Origin of the sequence: Vibrio sp. La 4.2.2 (assembly GCF_027586995.1) — a bacterium.
Classification (GTDB): Bacteria; Pseudomonadota; Gammaproteobacteria; order Enterobacterales; family Vibrionaceae; genus Vibrio; species Vibrio mediterranei.
On sequence record NZ_JAPPTJ010000003.1, the window covers coordinates 514,053 to 535,179 of the forward strand.

Here is a 21,127-nt window from a genome sequence, read left to right on the forward strand (position 1 = left end):
CTGAGTGAGACCGCATGGGGAACAATGATATGCAGAACAAAGATACGATATTCTCTGCACCTATCGACAAAATTGGTGACTTTACCTTCGACGAACGCGTAGCGGAAGTCTTCCCAGATATGATTCAACGCAGTGTGCCGGGTTACAGCAATATTATTTCTGCTATTGGCATGCTGGCTGAACGCTTTGCAAAGCCTCACTCCACTATTTATGACTTAGGCTGTTCCTTAGGCGCTGCTACGCTATCTATGCGTCGTAACATTACTCAAGAAGGTTGCCAAATCATTGCGGTCGATAACTCTCCAGCTATGGTTGAGCGTTGCAAACTTCATGTGAATGCTTACCGCTCTGATACTCCAGTTAGTGTCGTTGAGGCTGATATTCGTGATATTGATATCACCGACGCATCCGTTGTGGTGCTTAACTTTACGCTTCAATTTTTATCTCCAGAGGATCGCCGAACTCTGCTTGAAAAGATCTACGCGGGTTTGCGCCCGGGCGGTATTTTGATCTTATCTGAGAAATATGTGTTCGAAGACGAAAGCGCCAATGAACTATTGATCGATTTGCATCATGACTTCAAACGCGCCAATGGCTACAGCGAGCTCGAAATTAGCCAAAAGCGCAGCGCCATTGAGAACGTCATGCGCCCAGACTCAATTGCAATGCACAAAGCACGCTTTGAAGAGATCGGTTTTAGTAGCTGTGAAGTTTGGTTCCAGTGTTTCAACTTCGGCTCTATGTTTGCTATTAAATAGCGTATTACGACCATTACCTAGATATACCATTAGCGAGATATCGCTAAGTTTAAAATTAGAGAATCCAATGTTTAATTTTGCAGACTTCTACCAACTTATTGCTCAAGATACACGCCTACAGCCATGGCTTAATGTGTTGCCTCAACAGCTGACTGACTGGCAAAACGCTCAGCATGGCGATTTTGATCGTTGGTTAAGAGCCCTAGCAAAGATTGATGTAGGTCAGCCTGATAACGTAGAGCTGAAAGATAGTGTAACTATTTCAAACTCTGAGCCACTGCCCACTGGCGAGATGAAAAAGCTTGAGAGCTTACTTCGTACTTTCCACCCTTGGCGTAAGGGTCCGTACCATGTTCATGACATTCATATTGATACTGAGTGGCGCTCTGATTGGAAATGGGATCGTGTGCTTCCACATATCTCACCGTTAAAGAATCGCTCTGTGCTGGATGTTGGCTGTGGTAACGGCTATCACATGTGGCGCATGCTAGGTGAAGGTGCACGTCTATGCGTGGGCATTGACCCATCACACCTATTCTTGGTTCAATTTGAAGCGATTCGCAAAATGATGGGCAACGATCAACGCGCTCATTTACTGCCATTGGGTATTGAACAGCTTCCTGAACTGCAAGCGTTTGATACGGTATTCAGCATGGGTGTGTTATATCACCGCCGCTCGCCGCTCGATCATCTTATTCAACTAAAGAACCAGTTGGTACCGGGTGGCGAGCTGATTTTAGAAACCTTGGTGATTGAAGGTGATGAGAATGCAGTCCTAGTACCGCACGATCGCTACGCTCAAATGCGCAATGTTTACTTTTTCCCGTCAGCACGTGCACTGAAAGTTTGGCTCGAGAAAGTTGGCTTTGAAAATGTACGTATCGTTGATGAGAACGTGACGACAATCGGTGAGCAACGCACTACCGAATGGATGACACATAACTCGTTGCCTGAGTATCTAGATCAGAACGATCCTAGCAAAACTGTCGAGGGCTACCCTGCTCCTCGTCGCGCTATCTTAATTGCTGATAATCCAAGCAATTAATTAATCGCAAGTGTTGTATACGTCTCACTTTATCGAGTTTTGACATGACGTTTATAACTCTAACGGAGCTCTGACAATAGGGAGTATCAAACTCCCTTATTGATCAGCTAAAATCCATACCACTTCCTGTTCCATTATTTACTGTTTTAGGGTTTAAGATGTACAAACGCTTGGCACCACTTGTCGCCATCGGTTTACTTTCCGGCTGTTCCACTATTAATCACCAAGAACTTCACCAAAGTACACTCAATGCAATCGAGCAATCCGAGCAACGCCTCGAGAATCGCCTCACCAATATCGACCTGCAGTTGAGCAACCAAACTGACTACATCGATAGTTTGGAATCTGAAATAATCGCACTTAATGAACAAATTAAGGTACTAGAAAACAATCAAGTAGAAGGATTGGAGAAAATTGATGACTCCAAGCCTCTGCCAGCAATCGTTGCTGTGCCTTCAATTTCAAGCCCTGTAATCTTAGGCTCAGTTGAAAAAGTAAAACTCGATGTTTTAAAACAAACCTTCGATGCGCGTGTCGATACTGGAGCAGCAACCTCTTCATTAAATGCTGCCGATATTCAAGCGTTTGAGAGAGATGGGAAGCAATGGGTGAAATTTCACCTCGTTAATGACAAGGTTAAAGAGCAGGAAAAACGTTGGATTGAAGCCCCTGTACTCCGATATGTTAAAATACGCCAATCTACCAGCGATGAAATGGAACGTAGAGCTGTAGTTGAATTGTGGATCCGTGTAGGAAAAATCCATGAAAAAGCGCAATTTACACTGGCGGATCGCTCGCAAATGACCCACCCTATACTACTAGGAAGAGAATTTATCAAAGATATTGCTTTAGTGGATGTAAGTCAGCAATATATACTTTCATCTAACAAATAAATCTCTTTTGAATAACACTTTCAGGGAAAGCAATTACAATAATAAGGTTGTTTATGACTTCACGTATTCCATTTTACCTATCAGTAGGCTTACTGATTGCCGCAGGTATTGCGCTTAGTGTCATCAGACACGAGACGTACGGCGTTCCATGGACTCCAGGTGAAACTCGCCAAGTCTGGGATATCGAAGCTAGAGTTGAATTTAACGCCATTGGCAAGCCGGCCAAAGTTTCTTTAGCGGCACCTTATACTCAAGAAGGCTTTACACTCATTGGAGAGTCAGCATCTTCACCAGGCTACGGTGTTTCGTATGTTGATTCTGATGCAGGACGCCGAGCGGAGTGGTCAATCCGCCAAGCCCAAGGTCCTCAAACCATCTACTACAAAACTCAATTTCTTGTTGATGACCAAGCGCTCGCTAACTCGACACCTCCTACAGAAGAAATCATTAAACCGACCTTTGATGGTCCAGAAGAAGCCGCTGCTATTGCCCTTGTAGAACGCGCCACCTCTCGCTCTTCCGACAATATCACTTTCACTCGAGAACTTATCAAAGCACTGAACGATGGTGATAGCCAAAACTCGGCGCTCATTCTGAACAGCATGACTAAGTTGCAAGCAGCCTCTAAGCTTCTAGCGTATGCTGATGTTCCCAGCAAAGTTGTCGGTGTTATTGAATTAGAAGATGGTCGTCGCCGTCAATCAAGCCAACAAATGTTGCAAGTATGGGATGGCAAAAAATGGCAAATTTTCTCTCCGGAAACAACCGAAGGTAAAAAACAACAAAACCTATTGGTTTGGGACGAGTCTAATGTCTCTTTGCTTGATGTCGTCGGTGGTAAGGACAGTAAAGTTCATTTCACCATGATTTCACAAGAGGTATCCCCTCAAGAAGCAACAAACAGTAAAGTTGATGCTGACGGTCTTCTTAACTTCTCTATTCATAGCCTGCCTCTCGAAGAGCAAGCCATGTTTAAGACCATCATGCTAATACCAATTGGTGCCTTGATTGTTGTATTCCTGAGAATACTGATTGGCCTGAAGACCTCAGGTACTTTCATGCCAGTACTGATTGCCGTAGCATTCGTTCAAACACAGTTAGTCACCGGTATTGTCGGCTTCTTGCTGATAGTGGGTACTGGTCTGGTGATCCGTAGCTATCTATCTAAACTCAACTTACTATTAGTTGCCAGGATATCAGCGGTTATCATCACCGTTATTTTGATTATTTCAGTCTTTACCGTCGTTGCCTTCAAGATTGGTCTCACCGAAGGTCTGTCGATTACCTTCTTCCCAATGATCATCCTGTCTTGGACAATCGAACGTATGTCGATTCTATGGGAAGAGGAAGGCGCGAAAGAGGTTGTACTGCAGGGTGGTGGCTCACTACTCACAGCGGTTCTGGTTTATCTTGCGATGACCAACCCATATGTACAGCATCTGACGTTTAACTTTATCGGTCTGCAATTGGTTATCCTTGGCGGTATCCTAATGCTAGGTACTTACACAGGCTACCGTCTGACTGAGCTACGCCGTTTCAAACCTCTAACGGAGGACTAATTTATGCTACGAAAGCTAACCAGTCCTTTTAAGTTACGTGAACGCGGTATCATGGGTATGAACCAGCGTAACCATAGTTACATTGGTCGCTACAATGATCGTTCTAAATACCCGTTGGTTGATGACAAACTTAAAACCAAAATCATCGCAGAGAAAGCTGGCGCAACCACGCCAGCCTTGATTGGCGTTATTCGAAGCCAAGTTGAAGTTAAAACCATCCATGAGATGGTCAAAGACTGGCCAGGATTCGTAATTAAGCCTGCTCAAGGCAGTGGTGGTAAAGGTATCTTGGTAGTCACAGAGCACAAAGATGGGGTCTACACCAAACCATCTGGTTCTACCATTAACAAAGAAGACGTTGAACGCCATATCAGTAACGCGCTAGCGGGACTGTTCTCATTAGGTGGTAAGAACGATGTAGCGGTAGTCGAAAACCTCATCAAGTTTGATGATTGCTTTGAAGGCTTTAGTTACGAAGGGGTTCCTGACGTTCGAATCATCGTATTCCAAGGTTATCCAGTGATGGCGATGATGCGTCTTTCTACATCTGCATCCGACGGCAAGGCCAACCTTCACCAAGGTGCAGTAGGTGTTGGTATCGATATCGCTACCGGTAAAGCGGTTAGAGCGGTTCAGTTTGACCAACCTGTAACTCACCATCCAGACACTGGCAAAGAGCTTGCAACGCTCGCAGTACCTCACTGGGAACGACTCCTCACTCTTGCCTCTAGTGCTTATGAGATGACAGGCCTTGGCTACATGGGTACGGATATGGTGTTAGATAAGGAAGAAGGGCCAATGGTGTTGGAGCTTAATGCTCGTCCTGGTCTTGCGATTCAAATCGCCAATGGAAGTGGCATCTTACCGAGACTGCAGCACATCGAATCGTTAGGCGAACCAAACCCGTTCACCTACCCTTCTCCAGAAGAGCGCGTTGCCTATGCGGCTAAGATGTTTGGGCACGTTAATGGGGTAGAAACGTCATAACTTTTCCTTGATGATGTCTTTTCTGCACTGACTTCTGTCTTCGCTGAATTGTTAAAGTAAAACGCGACCCATTAGGTCGCGTTTTTTGTTATTACCGTTATGTTCAGTTGGAGCAGTTACACCTTGAATTGGCTCATCAACCCTTGTTGCTCGCTAGAAAGCTGGTTAATTTCTTTGCCCACTTTTTCTGAGTCTCCCGCCTTCTCTAAGATTTGAGCACTTAAATCACGAATGTTACTTACGTTTTGATTAACTTCCGCCGATACAGATTGCTGCTCTTCTGCTGCCTTAACAATCTGGCTATTCATATCGTTAATCGCAGAGATAGACTCGAAGATGCTACTCAGTGCTGCCACGGCTTGCTGAACATGCGTCGCCGTAGAATCTGCAAGTTGTGACCCTTCTTGAATCGCGCTCACCACATCGCGAGTTCCCTTCTGGACACGCTCAATAACTTCTTGGATTTCGCCGACCGAATCATGAGTACGACTTGCTAGACTTCTAACCTCATCTGCAACTACCGCGAACCCACGACCTTGCTCCCCTGCTCGCGCTGCTTCAATGGCAGCATTGAGTGCCAGTAAGTTAGTCTGCTCGGAAATGCCTTCAATTACCGCGAGGATCTCTGTGATATTAGTGTTGTTCTTCGCTAGCTCTTCTACCACCGGAACGGTAGCTTTCATCTGTTCAACTAAACGAACCATTTCACTGGCTGACAGTTCAACGACTTCCTGACCTTGGCTAGCGGACTCATTTGCTGAAGCCGCAGCTTGCACCGCAACCTCAGCATTTTGCACCACGAGTGATGCCGTTTGTGTCATCTCTTCTGACGCAGTGGCAACGAGGTCAACTTCTCTAAATTGAGCTTCACTACTCTCTCGTGTCGCAACCGCTGTGGCATTGGCACTTTCAGCTGTACCAGCAATGCGTTCAGTGGTTACGGCAACTTGTTGGATCGTCGTTTGCAATTTTGCTAAAAATGCATTGAACTGCTCTGCAAGCTGACCTATCTCATCGCCCGATTTGACTTCCAAACGCTGCGTTAGGTCCCCCTCTCCACTGGCAATATCCTCTAAGCGAGTAACTACCTCTCTAATTGGCTTAACTAGACGTAGCGACATTAGAGCAATGATGACGAGCCCTACAATGACAAAGCCAGCACCCACTAAGACTTCAAATACAATTCCTTCTTCTAACTGCTTAGAGATAATGCTATCAAGCTCAATAGCATCACTGAGAACGCTGCTACGAGGCATATCAAAGAATACGCCCCATGTCTGATTAGCAATAGTGACTGGATTAAATACCGTTAACCACTGACCATCTGCACTCCATTGAGCGCTAGCTTCTTCTCCAAACATCAGGTCTGTAATCTGCTCTGACGATAAAATGGCACTTTGATAAGGAGAACCAACTTTAATACTCGAATCGTCACTGGCAATTACACTTTCATCGAGGCTGATGATGTTCACGTGTCCACTGCCATTAAAGAGGCTGGCATCTGACTCCATAACGGTATTGGCGAGCTCAGTCAGTTTAAGGTCGATACCTAAAAAACCAATTAACATGTTATCGACTTCAATTGGAATTGATAGCGATGAAGTGAGGTGTTGCTGATCACCAATGGCACTGAGTCGTGGGGTACTGACACACGATGCTTCGGTAGCGAGAGGACAATAGAAGCGTTCCCCATCTTCTAAAGCGTCAAGCTTACGCTTAGTTAGAACCGTGCGGACGGCATTCTCTCCCGTCTCAGTGATTTGCCAATAAGTCGCAAATTGTCCAAGCTCATTAGAACCAACATAGTCGGCTCCCTCATAGTTTGAATCTTCTCCATCAAGCATATTTGGCTTGAAGACTAAGTATGCGCCTTGGATAGAAGGAAACTCGATAACGGCCTGTCGAATCATTTCATCCAGTGCCGTTCGCAGATCCTCACTGGGGACGAAATTTTCTTCTGCGTTATACTTTTGAAACTTAGCGTTGGCGATCAACATTTCCGCACGGTAAATCGCTTCATTGAAATAATCTTTGACTTCTCGTGCGTTAATATCCGCACGAGCTTCAAGTAACGCCTGTGATTTTTCAACCACCGATTCGGAACTGAGTGTCTGAATTGCTTTTTGGCTGTTGATGGCGTTATAGAGTGAAAAGCCTATCAAAGCTATGGAAGTAAATAGCAAGCAACAGCCTGCTAACACCGTGATTTTCCACTGCACGGAAAGAGTTCGCATAGTACATCCTTTTTGCAAACGTGAGCCAGTATGTTTTTTTATCGACGTATTGTCGTTTTTATTTAGCGATTTATTACATCATTTTTACATCTTCACCTCAACTGAAGCGTTGTACGTTCAGGATGCTCAATGCTAGTATTTTGACCCTGATATAAAAATCACAGGATTAGTGAGAAATGAAAGTCATCAGTTTTAATATCAATGGCCTACGCGCTCGACTTCATCAACTTCAAGCTTTGATTGATAAGCACCAGCCAGACGTCATTGGTTTGCAAGAAATCAAAGTTCATAACGATGCCTTCCCAGTAGAAGCGGTAGAGGCTATGGGCTATAAAGTCTATTTCCACGGCCAAAAGGCACACTATGGTGTTGCTATACTTTGCAAGCAGGAGCCTATCTCGGTCCAAAAAGGGTTCCCTACCGACAACGAAGATCATCAAAAACGTATGATCATGGCAACATTCGAAGATGCTAATGGCGACAAAGTGACCGTGTTAAATGGCTACTTCCCTCAAGGGGATAACATTAGCCATGAGACCAAGTTTCCTTATAAAGAAGCTTTCTACAAAGATCTGATGACCTACTTGAATGAGCACCATAGTAATGATGAGAAGCTTATCGTTATGGGTGACATCAATATCAGTCCAATCGACCGAGATATCGGCATCGGTGAACCAAATCGTAAGCGCTGGCTCAAGACTGGTAAGTGTTCCTTCCAACCAATTGAACGTGAGTGGTTACAGACCCTACTCGACTGGGGCTTCGTAGATACATTCCGTCAGCTGCATCCAAACGTCGATAATCAATTCTCATGGTTTGATTACCGCTCTCGCGGTTTCGATGATAATCGCGGCCTACGAATTGACGTGGTATTGGCTACGAAGAGTCTTGCTGAAACGTGTTCAGAAGCAGGTATTGATTACGAACTACGTGGCATTGAGAAGCCATCTGATCACGCGCCAATTTGGTCTGTGTTTGGCTAAACCAAGCTCTGGTTTGCGCTAATATAACGTCATTCCTGCCTAGAACAGGAATCTGCCCAAAGCGTAGTGCAAAAACAAAATCCCCGATCATCACTTTCGTAACAATCGGGGATCATAATTCTAATTATTCTTTCTTAAGGAATAACTACATCACTGTGACTCAAGTGGTCTCATATACGCTAGGAATCGCTTCTCTGCTTTCTTAAATACCCAAAGAATAATGAAGGTCAGTCCCATATAGAACAAACCTGCGGTCAGGAATGATTCAAATGGCGCATAGTAACGAGAGTTCACTAAGCGAGCAGCACCGGTCAAATCCATAATAGTGACGATACCAGCTACCGCCGAACCGTGAAGCATGAAGATAACTTCGTTACTGTACGCGGGTAAGGCTCTGCGTAATGCGCTTGGCAAAATAATGCGACGATAAGTCTTCCAAGGACTCATTCCATAAGCTTTTGCAGCTTCGACTTCACCTTTTGGTAAGCCATTTATCGCACCGCGGATAATTTCTGCCGTATACGCTGATGTGTTAAGTACAAACGCGACTAACGCACAGAACCATGCGTTTTCCCACAACGTATCTTTGACTGGGAAGAATTGGTCCATGCCGTAGTAAATCAAATAAAGTTGAACCAACAGTGGCGTACCACGGAAGAAATAGATAAAACCCCACGATGGTAAACTGAATAAATAATTTGTGCTGTTTCTAGCTACCGCTAAAGGTATTGCCACACACAAACCAATCACAAGGGCTAGCGACACCAACCATGCGGTAGTCCAAAGGCCGTCCAGATAGACTGGGAAACTTTCTACTATCAATGAAAAGTCCATATCTACCTCACATGAATACTAAATTTACGCTCCACCAGCTTTAAGAAACCGGTTGAGATGCTGGTGAACAGTAAGAAGATAATCGCCACCGACATATAGAAGGTAAATGGCATCTTGGTTGAACCCGCCGCTAATGAACTCACGCGTACCATGTCTTCTAGTCCAATGATGGAGACTAGTGCAGTTGTCTTAAGAAGTACCAGCCAGTTATTGCCAAACCCCGGTAGAGCATGTCGAATCATTTGGGGTAGAAGTATACGTCTAAATGCTAAGACAGAGCTCATGCCATAGGCCTTCGCTGCTTCCATTTCACCTTTATCAACGGCCATGATTGCACCGCGGAAAGTTTCGGCCATGTAAGCACCAAAGATAAATCCGATAGTTAATACCCCTGCAACGAATGGAGATACATCAATATAGTCAGGTAAGTATGAAGTCCACTCATGATTCGGGTCACTGGACATAAACCAGTTGTTGAGCCATTCGTTGACGGCGTACAAACTGTTATTGAGCAGTATTTGTCCGCCAAAGAAGATTAGCATCATCAAAACGAGATCTGGGATGCCTCGAATAATGGTAGTGTAAAGTGTCGCTATCGCACGTGCCCACTTATAGGGAGCAAGCTTAGCGAGCGCGCCTAACATACCTAAGAGCATAGCAAGCAATAGCGAAAGTATTGCCACTTCTATGGTCAGTACGGCCCCTTTTAATATTGAGGCTTCATATCCTTGTAAATCGAGCATAGTTCCTTCCAACAGCACAGCAAATTTGTTGGTAAGTCATACTAAAAAACAACTGTGACACGCTTTTTAGTAAAAGGGCCTGAGACTAGCTCAAGCCCTTATCGTTATTTAAGCTAAGTGATTAGTCGCCGTATACATCGTAGTTGAAGTATTTAGCTGCAATCTCTTGATACTTACCTTTCTCACGTAGAGATTTGATAGCCGCATCAAGTTGCTTAGTTAAGTCTTTGTCTTGTTTACGAACTGCGATACCCATACCTTCACCAAACCACTTAGGATCTGTCAAAGAAGGGCCAACGAACTCGTACGCGTCACCGCCATCTTTATTGATTACACCTTCTTCAAGTGCTGATGCATCACCAAGAACAGCAACGATACGACCGTTTGCTAGATCTAAGTATGCTTCATCGAAAGAGCCGTAACGAACGATTTCCACTTGGTCACCGTAGTTATCTGTTAGGTACTTGTCGTGCGTAGTTGCACGCTGTACACCAATTTTCGCACCATTTAGGTTATCAAAGTCCAAGCCAGCGCCTTTCTTAGCGATAAACTTGTTAGGGATTTGTGCGTATTTACCAGTAAAGTCAACTTTCTTCTTACGCTCTTCCGTGATAGACATTGCTGCGATAATTGCGTCATATTTACGCGCCAATAGTGAAGGAATGATGCCATCCCAATCTTGAGGGACGATCACACACTTCGCCTTAAGCTCTTCACATAATGCGTTTGCCATATCAACGTCAAAACCTTTTAGTGAACCGTCAGCTTCAGTCCAGCTAAATGGAGGGTAAGCACCTTCAATACCGAAGCGCACAGTTTTCCATTCCTTAGCTTGTGCTACTCCAGTTGCTGCCGTTGCAGCAAGTGCTGCTACCATTAACCACTTTTTCATTTCCATACTCCTGTGATTGAGATTTTTGTTATTAATGTTGTGTTTGTTTGATTGTTCTCGGAACCTAGGTTCCGACATGCCACCCTCTATATTAGTAGATGGATGAGATAAATTGTTGTAAACGTTCAGATTCAGGGTTAGTGAACAGTTTGGCAGGATCACCCTGCTCTTCAACTAGACCTTGGTGTAAGAACATCACATGATTTGAAACGTCACGGGCAAACGCCATCTCGTGAGTCACTACCAACATGGTGCGGCCTTCTTCCGCGAGATCTTGCATTACACCCAGAACTTCACCTACCAGTTCTGGGTCCAAAGCAGACGTTGGCTCATCGAAAAGCATAACTTCAGGTTCAACTGCCAGTGCGCGAGCGATAGCAGCACGCTGCTGCTGACCACCAGAAAGGTGCCCTGGGTAATAATCTTTACGCTCATACAAGCCTACTTTTTTAAGAAGCAGTTCTGCATTTTCAATAGCTTGAGCTTTCGGCACGCCCAGAACATGAACGGGTGCTTCAATAATATTTTCCAGCACCGTCATATGAGACCACAAGTTGAAACCTTGAAATACCATAGCCAAGCGAGAACGGATTCGCTGAACTTGTTTTTCATTGGCAGGAAGAGACTCACCCGAACGATTGCGCTTCATTTCGATTAACTCACCGTTAACCCAAATTTCGCCCTCTGTGGGTGTTTCAAGAAGGTTGATACAACGAAGAAATGTACTTTTTCCAGAACCAGATGAGCCAATAATCGAGATGACATCACCTTTGTGTGCAGAAAGGGAAATCCCCTTTAAAACTTCATTTTGACCAAAGGTCTTGTGCAGTTCTTTTATGTCCAGCGCTGGTACATCATTCATGCGCTTGTGCTCCCTGTATATTATTGACTGCTATGCCTATTATTAGAGGCGAGAGGTACTCCGACCTTTTATTCGTTCGATACAAGCTAGCACTACAATGTACAGTTTGCAACAAACTATTAACCTGTTTTTATTCTTAACACAGCGATTGTATCTGACGATTTATGCAATTTAAAGAGTTTATAACTTATAATTGTGAATAATCTTTACTGAATGCTGCACATTTAGTCATTGGTGATTTTTTATTCTCCATGTGAATTTATTGCACAAATGTTACACAAAACAATCATAATTTAGCCCTTATCTCTGCCATACATCAAAATATCGGAATATAAGTCTGCCTAATGACGCATTAGCTAAGATAATGAGCTAGTTGAGTGTTTTGATAGTTAGATCAAAATACTGAGCACAAGCACTGGTATTGATTACTCTTGGCTTACTTCGCCCTCCACAGCCCCTAATGGTTGTTTTATAAGCAAACCCACTTCGTCAACATCTGAGTTTCGTCACCACAATCAAATAAACTTCGTCAATCTCACTGCCGACTCCGTTAACTGGGGGAGCAGCCAATACTTATTGATAAAAATGATGTTGTTCATAAAATTTTCATATTGAAAGTCGCTTACGCTCACTGTTAATAAAGTGCGCTGATTCAAACAACTGTTGTAGTTTTCTTTCACATTTTTTCTTAAAGTGATCAAGATCAATCAAGGTCTTAGTGTTGCTTGTTAGACTCGGCTCCATTGATATAGCACGAATTATTCACCCCATTTTTAGGAATCTCGTCTATTCTTAGCACGTCGTTAACGTGCAGCAGCCTAGCCAAGTCGGTGTGAACCAGTTCGTTTATCAAGCCAAACGACTAACTTTTTATATATATGAGGAATCTATGTCAGACGCAGTTAACAAAGCGCATTCTGATTCGGATATCGAGACTAAGAGCTATCAAGAGCTTCACCGTCCGGCATCTGAGTTTGCCAGCCGCTCTGAATACCTAGACCACGAACTTCAAATCATGAAACCGCGCCGCTTTGGTTTAAACCTACCAGGCCGTGACTTCCGCTTTGAACTAGAAGATTTAGTACCTGCTCTTGCTGGTACCATCGGCATTATTGCAATGTACTCTGCAGTAATGATGTCATGGGCTGACGGTCTAACCGCTGCTTGGGATCACGTAAACCTTGGGAAAGAGTTTGCGATCGAAGTTGCACGTGTAGAAATGCTAATCCCAGCACTTCTTTTCTGTGTTCTTGCATCAGGTTTCATCAACCCAAGAGCTAACCTTGCTGGTAACCACGGTCCGATGATCCCACTTATCGGTTCTATCGCGCTTGCTGGTGCTCACCCTCTTGCTCTTGCAATCCTTCTTGGTGTGTTCGGCCTATTGCTAAGTTACTTCAAAGGTGGCTCAAAGCTTGTAAACCTCACCTCCCAAGGCACGGCGGGGGGCTTATTAATCTTCCTCGGCTTCACCGGTACGATGAGCCAAATCGGTTCCATTCAAGAATGGGCAGTAGGTCTGCAATCTGCGAGTGTTGAAGCAGGCAGCATGGGTTATGTTGGCTTGGTCGTACTGGGCATCAACATCGCTGTGTACGCCTACCTCGCTAAGATCAACATGCGTTGGCTTGCTATTCCGGTTTGTGCAGTTACAGGTCTTCTACTAGCCCTTGGTCTAGGTGCTGGTTTCGACTTAACGTTCGAAACTGAAATGGGTCTTCCTAACCTAAATCCAGTTTACTGGTGGGGCAGTACAGAAGAAGGTTGGATGCTAGGTCTTCCAAACCTACAACACTTTATTGCTTCTCTACCATTTGCGATTCTAGCGGTTGCGATGTGGTCACCTGACTTCCTTGGTCACCGTATTTTCCAAGAACTTAACTACCCACGTAAGACTGAAAAAGTACTCATGGATGTAGATGACACAATGACTATGTGTTCTATCCGTCAAATGGTAGGTACTGCGGTTGGTGGTGGTAACATCACTTCTTCTTGGGGTACTTACATGATCCCAGCTGCGATCGCTAAGCGTCCAATTCCAGCAGGTGCGATTCTACTTGGTTCTCTATGTATCATTGTTGCTATTCTTGGTTTCCCAATGGACGTAGCAGTATGGCCTCCAGTAATGCGCGTTGCGCTACTAGTGGGTGTATTCCTTCCTCTACTTGAAGCTGGTATGCAGATGGTAAAAGAGACTAAGGATTCACAAGCGGCAGGTATCTGTATCTTTGCATCAGTCGTTGCTAACCCAGTGTTGGCATGGGCGCTAACCATGTTCCTAGATAATAATGGTCTAATTGGTGACAAAGAACGTGCTTCTCGTCTATCTTTTGTAGATAAGATTGTCATCCCTGTGGGTGTGTTCGTTATCTGCTTAGTAGCGATGCTAGCTGTAGGTATGCTAGAAGGCCAGTACGGCATTCCAGCTTTCCTATAATATCTAGTTGATTATTTGGGCAGTGACATTCACTGCCCATATTTTTATCAAACTTTTTTAACTTTTATTGATTTAGTTTAAGTTTTACAAATTATTTTTAGTGTAAGCTTGATTTTAACGTAGGGAATGACAATATCTATATCCATACTAACCCTAAGTGGTTATAGATATTTTTATTCAAGTGTACTGGTTCATCCTCCGGTGAACATGCGTAAAAGCGTACAGTACGTGTTTTTTCTACTAAAAAGGTAGGTATGTCATGGCAGAGCAATTTGCTAAAGCTTGGGAAGGTTTTGCAGCAGGTGAGTGGCAAAACGAAGTTAACGTTCGTGATTTCATCCAAAAGAACTACACTCCATACGAGGGTGACGAGTCTTTCCTAGTTTCTGAAGGTACTGAAGCAACTAACAAGCTTTGGGCTAAGGTAATGGAAGGTATCAAACTAGAAAACTCAACTCACGCACCAGTTGATTTTGATACTTCAGTTATCTCTACCATCACTGCTCACGATGCAGGTTACATCGAAAAAGATCTTGAAACTATCGTAGGTCTTCAAACTGAAGCGCCGCTTAAGCGTGCAATCATCCCTAACGGTGGTATCCGTATGGTTGAAGGTTCATGCAAAGCATACAACCGCGAACTAGACCCACAAGTTAAGAAAATCTTCACTGAATATCGTAAAACTCACAACGCTGGTGTTTTCGATATCTACACTCCAGACATCATGAAATGCCGTAAGTCAGGCGTTCTAACTGGTCTTCCAGATGCATACGGTCGTGGTCGTATCATCGGTGATTACCGTCGTGTGGCTCTTTACGGTATTGACCGTCTAATGCAAGACAAGCTAGCTCAATTCGCTTCTCTACAAGAGCGTTTCGAGAACGGCGAAGATCTTCAAATGACTATGCAGCTTCGCGAAGAAATCGCAGAGCAACACCGTGCACTTGGCCAAATGAAAGTTATGGCTGAGAAATACGGTTGCGACATCTCTCGCCCAGCTGAAACAGCTCAAGAAGCTATTCAGTGGACTTACTTCGGCTACCTAGCTGCTGTTAAGTCTCAAAACGGTGCTGCAATGTCTCTAGGTCGTACTTCTACTTTCTTAGATATCTACATTGAGCGTGACATCGCTGAAGGTAAGATTACTGAAGTTGAAGCTCAGGAAATGATCGACCACTTCGTAATGAAGCTACGTATGGTTCGTTTCCTACGTACTCCTGAGTACGATGATCTGTTCTCTGGTGACCCAATCTGGGCTACTGAGTCTATGGGTGGTATGGGTCTTGACGGTCGTACGCTTGTTACGCGTTCAAACTTCCGTTTCCTAAACTCTCTATACACTATGGGTCCTTCTCCAGAGCCAAACATCACTGTACTTTGGTCTGAGCAGCTACCTGAAGGCTTCAAGAAGTTCTGTGCAAAAGTATCTATCGATACTTCTTCTATCCAGTACGAGAACGATGACCTAATGCGTCCAGACTTCGAGTCTGATGACTATGCAATCGCATGTTGTGTATCTCCAATGGTTATTGGTAAGCACATGCAATTCTTCGGCGCTCGTGCGAACCTAGCTAAGACTCTTCTATACGTTATCAACGGCGGTGTGGACGAGAAGCTTAAGATTCAAGTTGGCCCAGAAATGCCTAAGATCACTGACGAAGTTCTAGACTTTGACGATGTATGGGGCAAACTAGACCACTTCATGGATTGGCTAGCTAAGCAGTACGTAACTGCACTAAACAGCATCCACTTCATGCACGACAAGTACAGCTACGAAGCTGCACTAATGGCTCTACACGACCGTGACGTTCGTCGTACTATGGCTTGTGGTATCGCTGGTCTTTCTGTTGCTGCTGACTCTCTAGCTGCTATCAAGTACGCTAAAGTTAAGCCAGTACGTGACGAAGACGGTGTTGCAATCGACTTCGAAATCGAAGGCGACTATCCTAAGTTCGGTAACAACGATGCTCGCGTAGATGACATTGCTTGTGAACTAGTAGAAGTATTCATGAACAAGATCCGTTCACTGAAAACTTACCGCGACGCTGTGCCTACTCAGTCTATCCTAACTATCACTTCTAACGTGGTATATGGTAAGAAAACTGGTAACACTCCAGATGGTCGTCGCGCAGGCGCTCCTTTCGCACCAGGTGCTAACCCAATGCACGGCCGTGACGAGAAAGGTGCTGTAGCTTCACTTACTTCTGTAGGTAAACTACCGTTTGCACACGCTAAAGATGGTATCTCTTATACTTTCTCTATCGTTCCAAACGCTCTAGGTAAAGAAGAAGACAGCCAACGCGCTAACCTTGCTGGTCTGATGGATGGTTACTTCCACCACGAAGCTGGCATTGAGGGTGGTCAACACCTGAACGTGAACGTTCTTAACCGTGAAACTCTAGAAGACGCTGTTAAGCACCCTGAGAAATACCCTCAGCTAACAATCCGTGTATCTGGTTACGCTGTTCGCTTCAACTCTCTAACTGCAGAGCAACAAGCTGACGTAATCGCACGTACGTTCACTGAATCTCTATAATCTGAGATTATACTGATTGAGATAAAAACCTCGCTTCGGCGAGGTTTTTTTATTTCTATCTATTTTTAATTTCTACCTAATTTTGATTCCTATCTACAAAAAAGTACTTAGTTCTCACTGGTTAAGGATTGTTTACAATTTCGCTACGATAGAGATACTTTTTCATCTATAGATCACTGACTAACCTTTTTCTTTCGTGTCACACTCAACTTAATAATAAAACATCTCTACTAGCCGTATTTGAAGAGAGTGACACATATGAAAGCAGCCGCCATTTTACCTTTGATTTTTGTCAGCAGTGTTGTCTTAGCCTCTGAGCGCTCTACCGTCTCATTTTCACTCGATAATGACGGTATCTTTGGCACAGACGAAGACTATACCAACGGTATTTTTCTTTCTTATACCAGCAGCGCCATCACCCCTTGGGCTTTATTCAAACCGCTTAGTCTGTCTTATTGGGGAAGCGCTTCTCTTGATAAGTTTGAATTTCAGCTTGGACATAAGATGTGGACCCCTTCGGATATTGAAGCCACTGTACCTCTGGCTAATGACCGCCCCTATGCAGGTTATTTCCATGGCGAATTGAATTACATTAGTTTGCACCCTCAACAGGCACAGCGTTTCAATCTCACGTTAGGTAGCACTGGTGAAGGGTCATTTGCCGATAAAGCGCAGCAGTTGGTGCACTCGATTGTGGGTTCAGCAGACCCAAAAGGCTGGGAATATCAGATTGAGGATCAAGTCGCAGGCAGTATTGGTTACTTAACTCATCTAAATTGGAAGCGCGAGCCACTTTTTGGCAATACCGGATGGGAAGTCTCAAACGTCACCGAAGCAAACCTAGGGAATTTTAGAAGTGATGTTTCCACGGGGATGATGTTTCGCTTTGGTTCAGAACTTGGAGGTAACTTCGGTTCTGCAAACATCAGTACAGAAAACCCGTTTAAGGCCGGGATGATCGGCGCCTCTAATAAGGGCTGGTTTACTTATTTTGGCTTAAAAGCTCGCTACCGATTTAATGATCTTACTATTCAAGGAGAGAGACCCGGAATACCAGAGCCAAGTGATGCTTACGACGTCACTTTACAGCCGTGGCAAGGTGAGGCAGTTCTTGGTGTGACGTGGTATAACGCCTATGTTGGTATTAGTGCCTTTGCCGGTTCTAAGTCCGCAGAATATAAAGAAGCGTCAAAGTCTATCTATGGCAATGGAGGAATTTCGCTTTTTGCTTTCTTCTAAAATGAAATAGGCACCTTCCTAGGTGCCTATTTCATCGACATATTCCTTTACCGTAGCGTTTATTATACCGTCTTAAATCTCTCACATTCTTGATAGAGCTCCGTAGAACGCTTATCTACCCCATCACTGGTTTCTTTCAGACTCTGACTACTCGCCTCAAGTTCACCCATAGAGTCACTGATTTGCGCCATGTTGCTGGCCATCGATTGCGAGGTTGTCGCAAGTTCCTTAACAGAGGCAAAAATCACTTCAGTTTGAGAACTAGCTTCTTGTGCCTTATTCATGATCTCTTCAAGTGCGGTTTTCGCTTGATTCCCTTGCTCTCGACCAGACTGCATGGAACTGTCAGATTGAGCAATAAACTGAATAACTTGCGTGCTTTCCTGTTTCATTGTGTCTATCGTACCAGAGATTTCCTCTACCGCTTGTACTGTCCTTACTGCGAGACTTCGCACTTCATCTGCCACCACAGCAAAACCTCGACCTTGCTCTCCTGCCCTCGCCGCTTCAATCGCGGCATTCAGTGCCAATAAGTTGGTTTGCTCAGCAATACCATTAATGATTTCCATCACTGAGTCTATCTTTTGGGAAGCTTGCTCCAGCTGTTCGATATGGGTAGCGGCTTCTTCCAGAATAGTGCCAACTTGTTCAAAAGCAGCGATGGTATCTACAATAACTTCACCACCCGCTTGCGCAGACTCTGCTGAGGTTTTACTAATGGTTGCCACATACTCTAAAGAACCAGAAATTTCTTGTGTGGTAACACTCACCTCTTCAGTCGCGGACGCCAATAACTGCGTTTGTTCAATAACTTGACTTTGGTGCTGTCTTAGTTGATTGATTCCGCTGTCTAGCTCACCAGAACTGTTCGATAGTTGCTGACTGTTGGTTTTCACACCGTCAACCAAAGTCCCTAAGTTTTCGCAACTCACATTGATGGCTTGCTTAAGTTGGTTGAACTCATCACGATGATTGTTACTCACGGCAAGACGCGTCGAAAGATCACCTTGTTCTATTAGTTTAAGTGCCGACAGTGTTTGCTTTAACGAGCGAGCCAGAGAGACATTTAATGTGAGGAAGATAGCTGTAGTAAATAGCGCTAATAAAGCACAAGCGATACCGACGGAAGCCTTAGTCATGCTCGATACATCGGCGGCTTGATTACCTAGTGAAAGTGCTTGTTGATTCAGTGCTAGAGCGGCTTTATCAAAGGCCTCTAAAGTAATCGCCTGAGCTTGGTCTAACTTCTTCTCTAAACCAACTAAAGTACCTGACAGCTCAACCACTCGCGCGAAGCCGAGTTCCAATGCTTTGACTTCATTCTCATAAAGCTCCAACATGGCATAGGTATTTGATGCATTAACAAATCCTGCAAGAGCTCGCTTAAAGCCTTTTTCGTTTTGTTCGTTGGGCTGAATTAAGTATTCCTGCAAACTGGTCACTACTTTCTGAAAATCTGAAGTCAGCGTCACCATACCTGTTTCTTTGATAGCGGCATCGATCTTGGCGTTATTCTGCTGTAGCTGCTGTAGCAATCCGTCATTCACGGAGAAACCCAACTCTGATTTGATGGTCAGCCAAGGGCTCAAATTAAAGATAAACGACTCTAACGTATTGGAAACATTATCACTCTCAGTAGTCAAACCGGCTTGCTTTAAGAACGCTAGGTCTTGCTCCGCACTGGTTTCCAATCGGTCCATGCTATCTTCAAACGCATCCATGCCACCAGCTACTAATGTGGTTCGTCGATTAACGGTATCCATCAGCAACACTTGAGTAGAGGCTAAATGTGCGCTGGCTCGCTCCATGTCACTACTGCTGGTGAATTTCTCGCTTAAACTGGAAAGTGAGTTAAAAATAAAAAACACCAAAATGATGAACCCTGACCAAAGAGTGAGCATCGAAAAGGCAGTTTTTTGTTTTTGTGATAAGGCTACTTCCATGTATTTCCCCTTGTGACGATAAGCATGTCGATCTCCTGACCGATATTATCTACAACAGACGCAACCAGTTGATACTGGTTTAAAGTAAGCAAACTAGCAATCTATGTACCATGTATTAATAATATAATTAACAACGCTATAACATTATTTCACTATGGGCAACAGAAGTCGGTTTTTGATCGATACAGACTATGAATGGGGTACCACTTTTCCTGTCGTAGGGGGCCATTTTGTAATAAAATGACGCGTAAAAATAAGTAAGTAGAGAAGAGCATATGTCAACAACTGGTCGCATTCACTCATTCGAATCCTGCGGTACGGTCGATGGACCTGGGATCCGTTTTATTGTCTTTCTTCAAGGCTGTCTCATGCGTTGTATGTATTGCCACAACCGTGATACTTGGGATACTCATGGCGGCAAAGAAGTGTCCGTCGACGAGTTGATTGCCGAGGCAAAATCCTACCGTCACTTTATGAATGCATCTGGTGGTGGTATTACTTGTTCAGGCGGTGAGGCCATGCTCCAACCTGAGTTTGTCCGTGACTTCTTTCGCGCCGCTCAAGCGGAAGGCATTCATACCTGCTTGGACACTAACGGCTACATCCGTAAGCATACTGATGTTATCGATGAAGTTTTGGATGCTACCGACTTAGTGATGCTCGATATAAAGCACATGAAAGATGAAATTCATCAGGACTTCATCGGTGTATCTAATCGCCGCACATTAGATTTCGCTCGTTATCTACACAAAATTGGCCAAAAGACATGGATTCGCTATGTTGTCGTCCCGGGTTATACTGACGATCCAGAAGCGGCTCACATGCTTGGCGAGTTTATTAAGGATATGGACAACATCGAAAAAGTCGAACTGTTGCCATACCACAAGTTAGGCGCACATAAGTGGGAAGCGCTCGGTTTTGAGTACCCTCTTGAAGGGACACAACCGCCGACCAAAGAAGTCATGGATAACATCCAAAATATTCTTCTGCAATATACTGATACCGTTAAATACTAACAGTAGATTCGGAAATCTTTTGACACGAAAAAAACGCGCTAGAAAGCGCGTTTTTTTGTAATAAATACGTGTTGAGATCATGTTACACAATATCGAGAAGCTGATAACCTGTCGGTATAGCGAATTCATTCGTAAACTTATAATGATGACTTTTTAGTGAGGCTTT

Annotated in this window: 16 protein-coding genes; 10 read left to right on the forward strand and 6 right to left on the reverse strand. The window is 44.2% G+C overall.

The features are described 5' to 3' along the window. Positions 1–29: 29 nt before the first annotated feature. The 5 genes from cmoA to OH456_RS08705 all read left to right on the forward strand — a co-directional run bounded on the left by cmoA (position 30) and on the right by OH456_RS08705 (position 5,242). On the forward strand, positions 30–758 hold the full coding sequence (gene cmoA / locus OH456_RS08685; RefSeq protein WP_006075038.1) for a carboxy-S-adenosyl-L-methionine synthase CmoA: 729 nt from the start codon (positions 30–32) through the stop codon (positions 756–758). 67 nt (positions 759–825) lie between these two features. Next, positions 826–1,803: a tRNA 5-methoxyuridine(34)/uridine 5-oxyacetic acid(34) synthase CmoB gene (gene cmoB, locus OH456_RS08690; RefSeq protein WP_088876991.1), complete on the forward strand. Its 978-nt coding sequence runs from the start codon at positions 826–828 to the stop codon at positions 1,801–1,803. 158 nt (positions 1,804–1,961) lie between these two features. Beyond that, the gene (locus tag OH456_RS08695; protein ID WP_006075035.1) at positions 1,962–2,696 is read left to right on the forward strand and encodes an ATP-dependent zinc protease family protein; all 735 of its coding nucleotides are present in this window, start codon (positions 1,962–1,964) and stop codon (positions 2,694–2,696) included. 53 nt (positions 2,697–2,749) lie between these two features. Next, positions 2,750–4,255: an inactive transglutaminase family protein gene (locus tag OH456_RS08700; protein ID WP_006075034.1), complete on the forward strand. Its 1,506-nt coding sequence runs from the start codon at positions 2,750–2,752 to the stop codon at positions 4,253–4,255. Positions 4,256–4,258: 3 nt separating this feature from the next. Beyond that, complete coding sequence (locus tag OH456_RS08705; protein ID WP_252038864.1) at positions 4,259–5,242, forward strand: alpha-L-glutamate ligase-like protein; 984 nt, start codon at positions 4,259–4,261, stop codon at positions 5,240–5,242. 116 nt (positions 5,243–5,358) lie between these two features. On the opposite strand, the gene OH456_RS08710 is transcribed toward OH456_RS08705, so the two are convergent. Next, a complete protein-coding gene (locus OH456_RS08710; protein ID WP_252038863.1) occupies positions 5,359–7,476 on the reverse strand; it encodes a methyl-accepting chemotaxis protein in 2,118 nt (705 codons plus the stop codon). Positions 7,477–7,652: 176 nt separating this feature from the next. On the opposite strand from OH456_RS08710, the gene xthA reads away from it, so the two are divergent. Beyond that, entirely contained in the window at positions 7,653–8,459 is an 807-nt protein-coding gene (xthA, locus tag OH456_RS08715; RefSeq protein ID WP_270033280.1) for an exodeoxyribonuclease III, read from the forward strand. 150 nt (positions 8,460–8,609) lie between these two features. On the opposite strand, the gene OH456_RS08720 is transcribed toward xthA, so the two are convergent. From OH456_RS08720 to OH456_RS08735, 4 genes are all read right to left on the reverse strand, one after another. Further along, positions 8,610–9,293, reverse strand: a complete 684-nt coding sequence (locus OH456_RS08720; protein WP_006075030.1) for an ABC transporter permease — start codon at positions 9,291–9,293, stop codon at positions 8,610–8,612. Between the two features lie 2 nt (positions 9,294–9,295). Continuing rightward, positions 9,296–10,036 (reverse strand): ABC transporter permease, encoded by a 741-nt coding sequence (locus OH456_RS08725; RefSeq protein ID WP_038230091.1) that lies wholly within the window; start codon positions 10,034–10,036, stop codon positions 9,296–9,298. Between the two features lie 121 nt (positions 10,037–10,157). Then, the gene (locus OH456_RS08730; protein WP_031494603.1) at positions 10,158–10,928 is read right to left on the reverse strand and encodes an ABC transporter substrate-binding protein; all 771 of its coding nucleotides are present in this window, start codon (positions 10,926–10,928) and stop codon (positions 10,158–10,160) included. A gap of 91 nt (positions 10,929–11,019) precedes the next feature. Beyond that, positions 11,020–11,790, reverse strand: a complete 771-nt coding sequence (locus OH456_RS08735; protein WP_006075027.1) for an ABC transporter ATP-binding protein — start codon at positions 11,788–11,790, stop codon at positions 11,020–11,022. Between the two features lie 889 nt (positions 11,791–12,679). Here OH456_RS08735 and OH456_RS08740 point away from each other — a divergent pair. From OH456_RS08740 to OH456_RS08750, 3 genes are all read left to right on the forward strand, one after another. Beyond that, on the forward strand, positions 12,680–14,227 hold the full coding sequence (locus tag OH456_RS08740) for a DUF3360 family protein (RefSeq protein WP_031494604.1): 1,548 nt from the start codon (positions 12,680–12,682) through the stop codon (positions 14,225–14,227). A gap of 259 nt (positions 14,228–14,486) precedes the next feature. Then, positions 14,487–16,763 carry a formate C-acetyltransferase gene (pflB, locus tag OH456_RS08745; RefSeq protein WP_124940904.1) on the forward strand — a complete coding sequence of 759 codons (2,277 nt, stop codon included), beginning with the start codon at positions 14,487–14,489 and terminating at the stop codon, positions 16,761–16,763. Between the two features lie 258 nt (positions 16,764–17,021). Continuing rightward, entirely contained in the window at positions 17,022–18,002 is a 981-nt protein-coding gene (locus tag OH456_RS08750) for a lipid A deacylase LpxR family protein (protein WP_006074145.1), read from the forward strand. 62 nt (positions 18,003–18,064) lie between these two features. Here the strand turns inward: OH456_RS08750 and OH456_RS08755 are convergent, their stop codons facing one another. Beyond that, positions 18,065–19,945, reverse strand: coding sequence for a methyl-accepting chemotaxis protein (locus OH456_RS08755; protein ID WP_270033281.1), 1,881 nt, complete (start codon positions 19,943–19,945; stop codon positions 18,065–18,067). Between the two features lie 275 nt (positions 19,946–20,220). Here OH456_RS08755 and pflA point away from each other — a divergent pair, with 275 nt between their 5' ends. Next, on the forward strand, positions 20,221–20,961 hold the full coding sequence (pflA, locus tag OH456_RS08760) for a pyruvate formate lyase 1-activating protein (RefSeq protein WP_006074139.1): 741 nt from the start codon (positions 20,221–20,223) through the stop codon (positions 20,959–20,961). Positions 20,962–21,127 lie beyond the last annotated feature (166 nt).

Excerpts from the sequence above, each read along its gene's own strand:
- cmoA (WP_006075038.1), top strand. The coding sequence starts at position 30 with ATGCAGAACAAAGATACGATATTCTCTGCACCTATCGACAAAATTGGT.
- OH456_RS08720 (WP_006075030.1), bottom strand. The coding sequence starts at position 9,293 with ATGGACTTTTCATTGATAGTAGAAAGTTTCCCAGTCTATCTGGACGGC.
- OH456_RS08735 (WP_006075027.1), bottom strand. The coding sequence starts at position 11,790 with ATGAATGATGTACCAGCGCTGGACATAAAAGAACTGCACAAGACCTTT.
- OH456_RS08730 (WP_031494603.1), bottom strand. The coding sequence starts at position 10,928 with ATGAAAAAGTGGTTAATGGTAGCAGCACTTGCTGCAACGGCAGCAACT.
- OH456_RS08740 (WP_031494604.1), top strand. The coding sequence starts at position 12,680 with ATGTCAGACGCAGTTAACAAAGCGCATTCTGATTCGGATATCGAGACT.
- OH456_RS08705 (WP_252038864.1), top strand. The coding sequence starts at position 4,259 with ATGCTACGAAAGCTAACCAGTCCTTTTAAGTTACGTGAACGCGGTATC.
- OH456_RS08750 (WP_006074145.1), top strand. The coding sequence starts at position 17,022 with ATGAAAGCAGCCGCCATTTTACCTTTGATTTTTGTCAGCAGTGTTGTC.
- OH456_RS08710 (WP_252038863.1), bottom strand. The coding sequence starts at position 7,476 with ATGCGAACTCTTTCCGTGCAGTGGAAAATCACGGTGTTAGCAGGCTGT.
- xthA (WP_270033280.1), top strand. The coding sequence starts at position 7,653 with ATGAAAGTCATCAGTTTTAATATCAATGGCCTACGCGCTCGACTTCAT.
- OH456_RS08725 (WP_038230091.1), bottom strand. The coding sequence starts at position 10,036 with ATGCTCGATTTACAAGGATATGAAGCCTCAATATTAAAAGGGGCCGTA.
- OH456_RS08700 (WP_006075034.1), top strand. The coding sequence starts at position 2,750 with ATGACTTCACGTATTCCATTTTACCTATCAGTAGGCTTACTGATTGCC.
- pflB (WP_124940904.1), top strand. The coding sequence starts at position 14,487 with ATGGCAGAGCAATTTGCTAAAGCTTGGGAAGGTTTTGCAGCAGGTGAG.
- OH456_RS08755 (WP_270033281.1), bottom strand. The coding sequence starts at position 19,945 with ATGGAAGTAGCCTTATCACAAAAACAAAAAACTGCCTTTTCGATGCTC.
- pflA (WP_006074139.1), top strand. The coding sequence starts at position 20,221 with ATGTCAACAACTGGTCGCATTCACTCATTCGAATCCTGCGGTACGGTC.
- cmoB (WP_088876991.1), top strand. The coding sequence starts at position 826 with ATGTTTAATTTTGCAGACTTCTACCAACTTATTGCTCAAGATACACGC.
- OH456_RS08695 (WP_006075035.1), top strand. The coding sequence starts at position 1,962 with ATGTACAAACGCTTGGCACCACTTGTCGCCATCGGTTTACTTTCCGGC.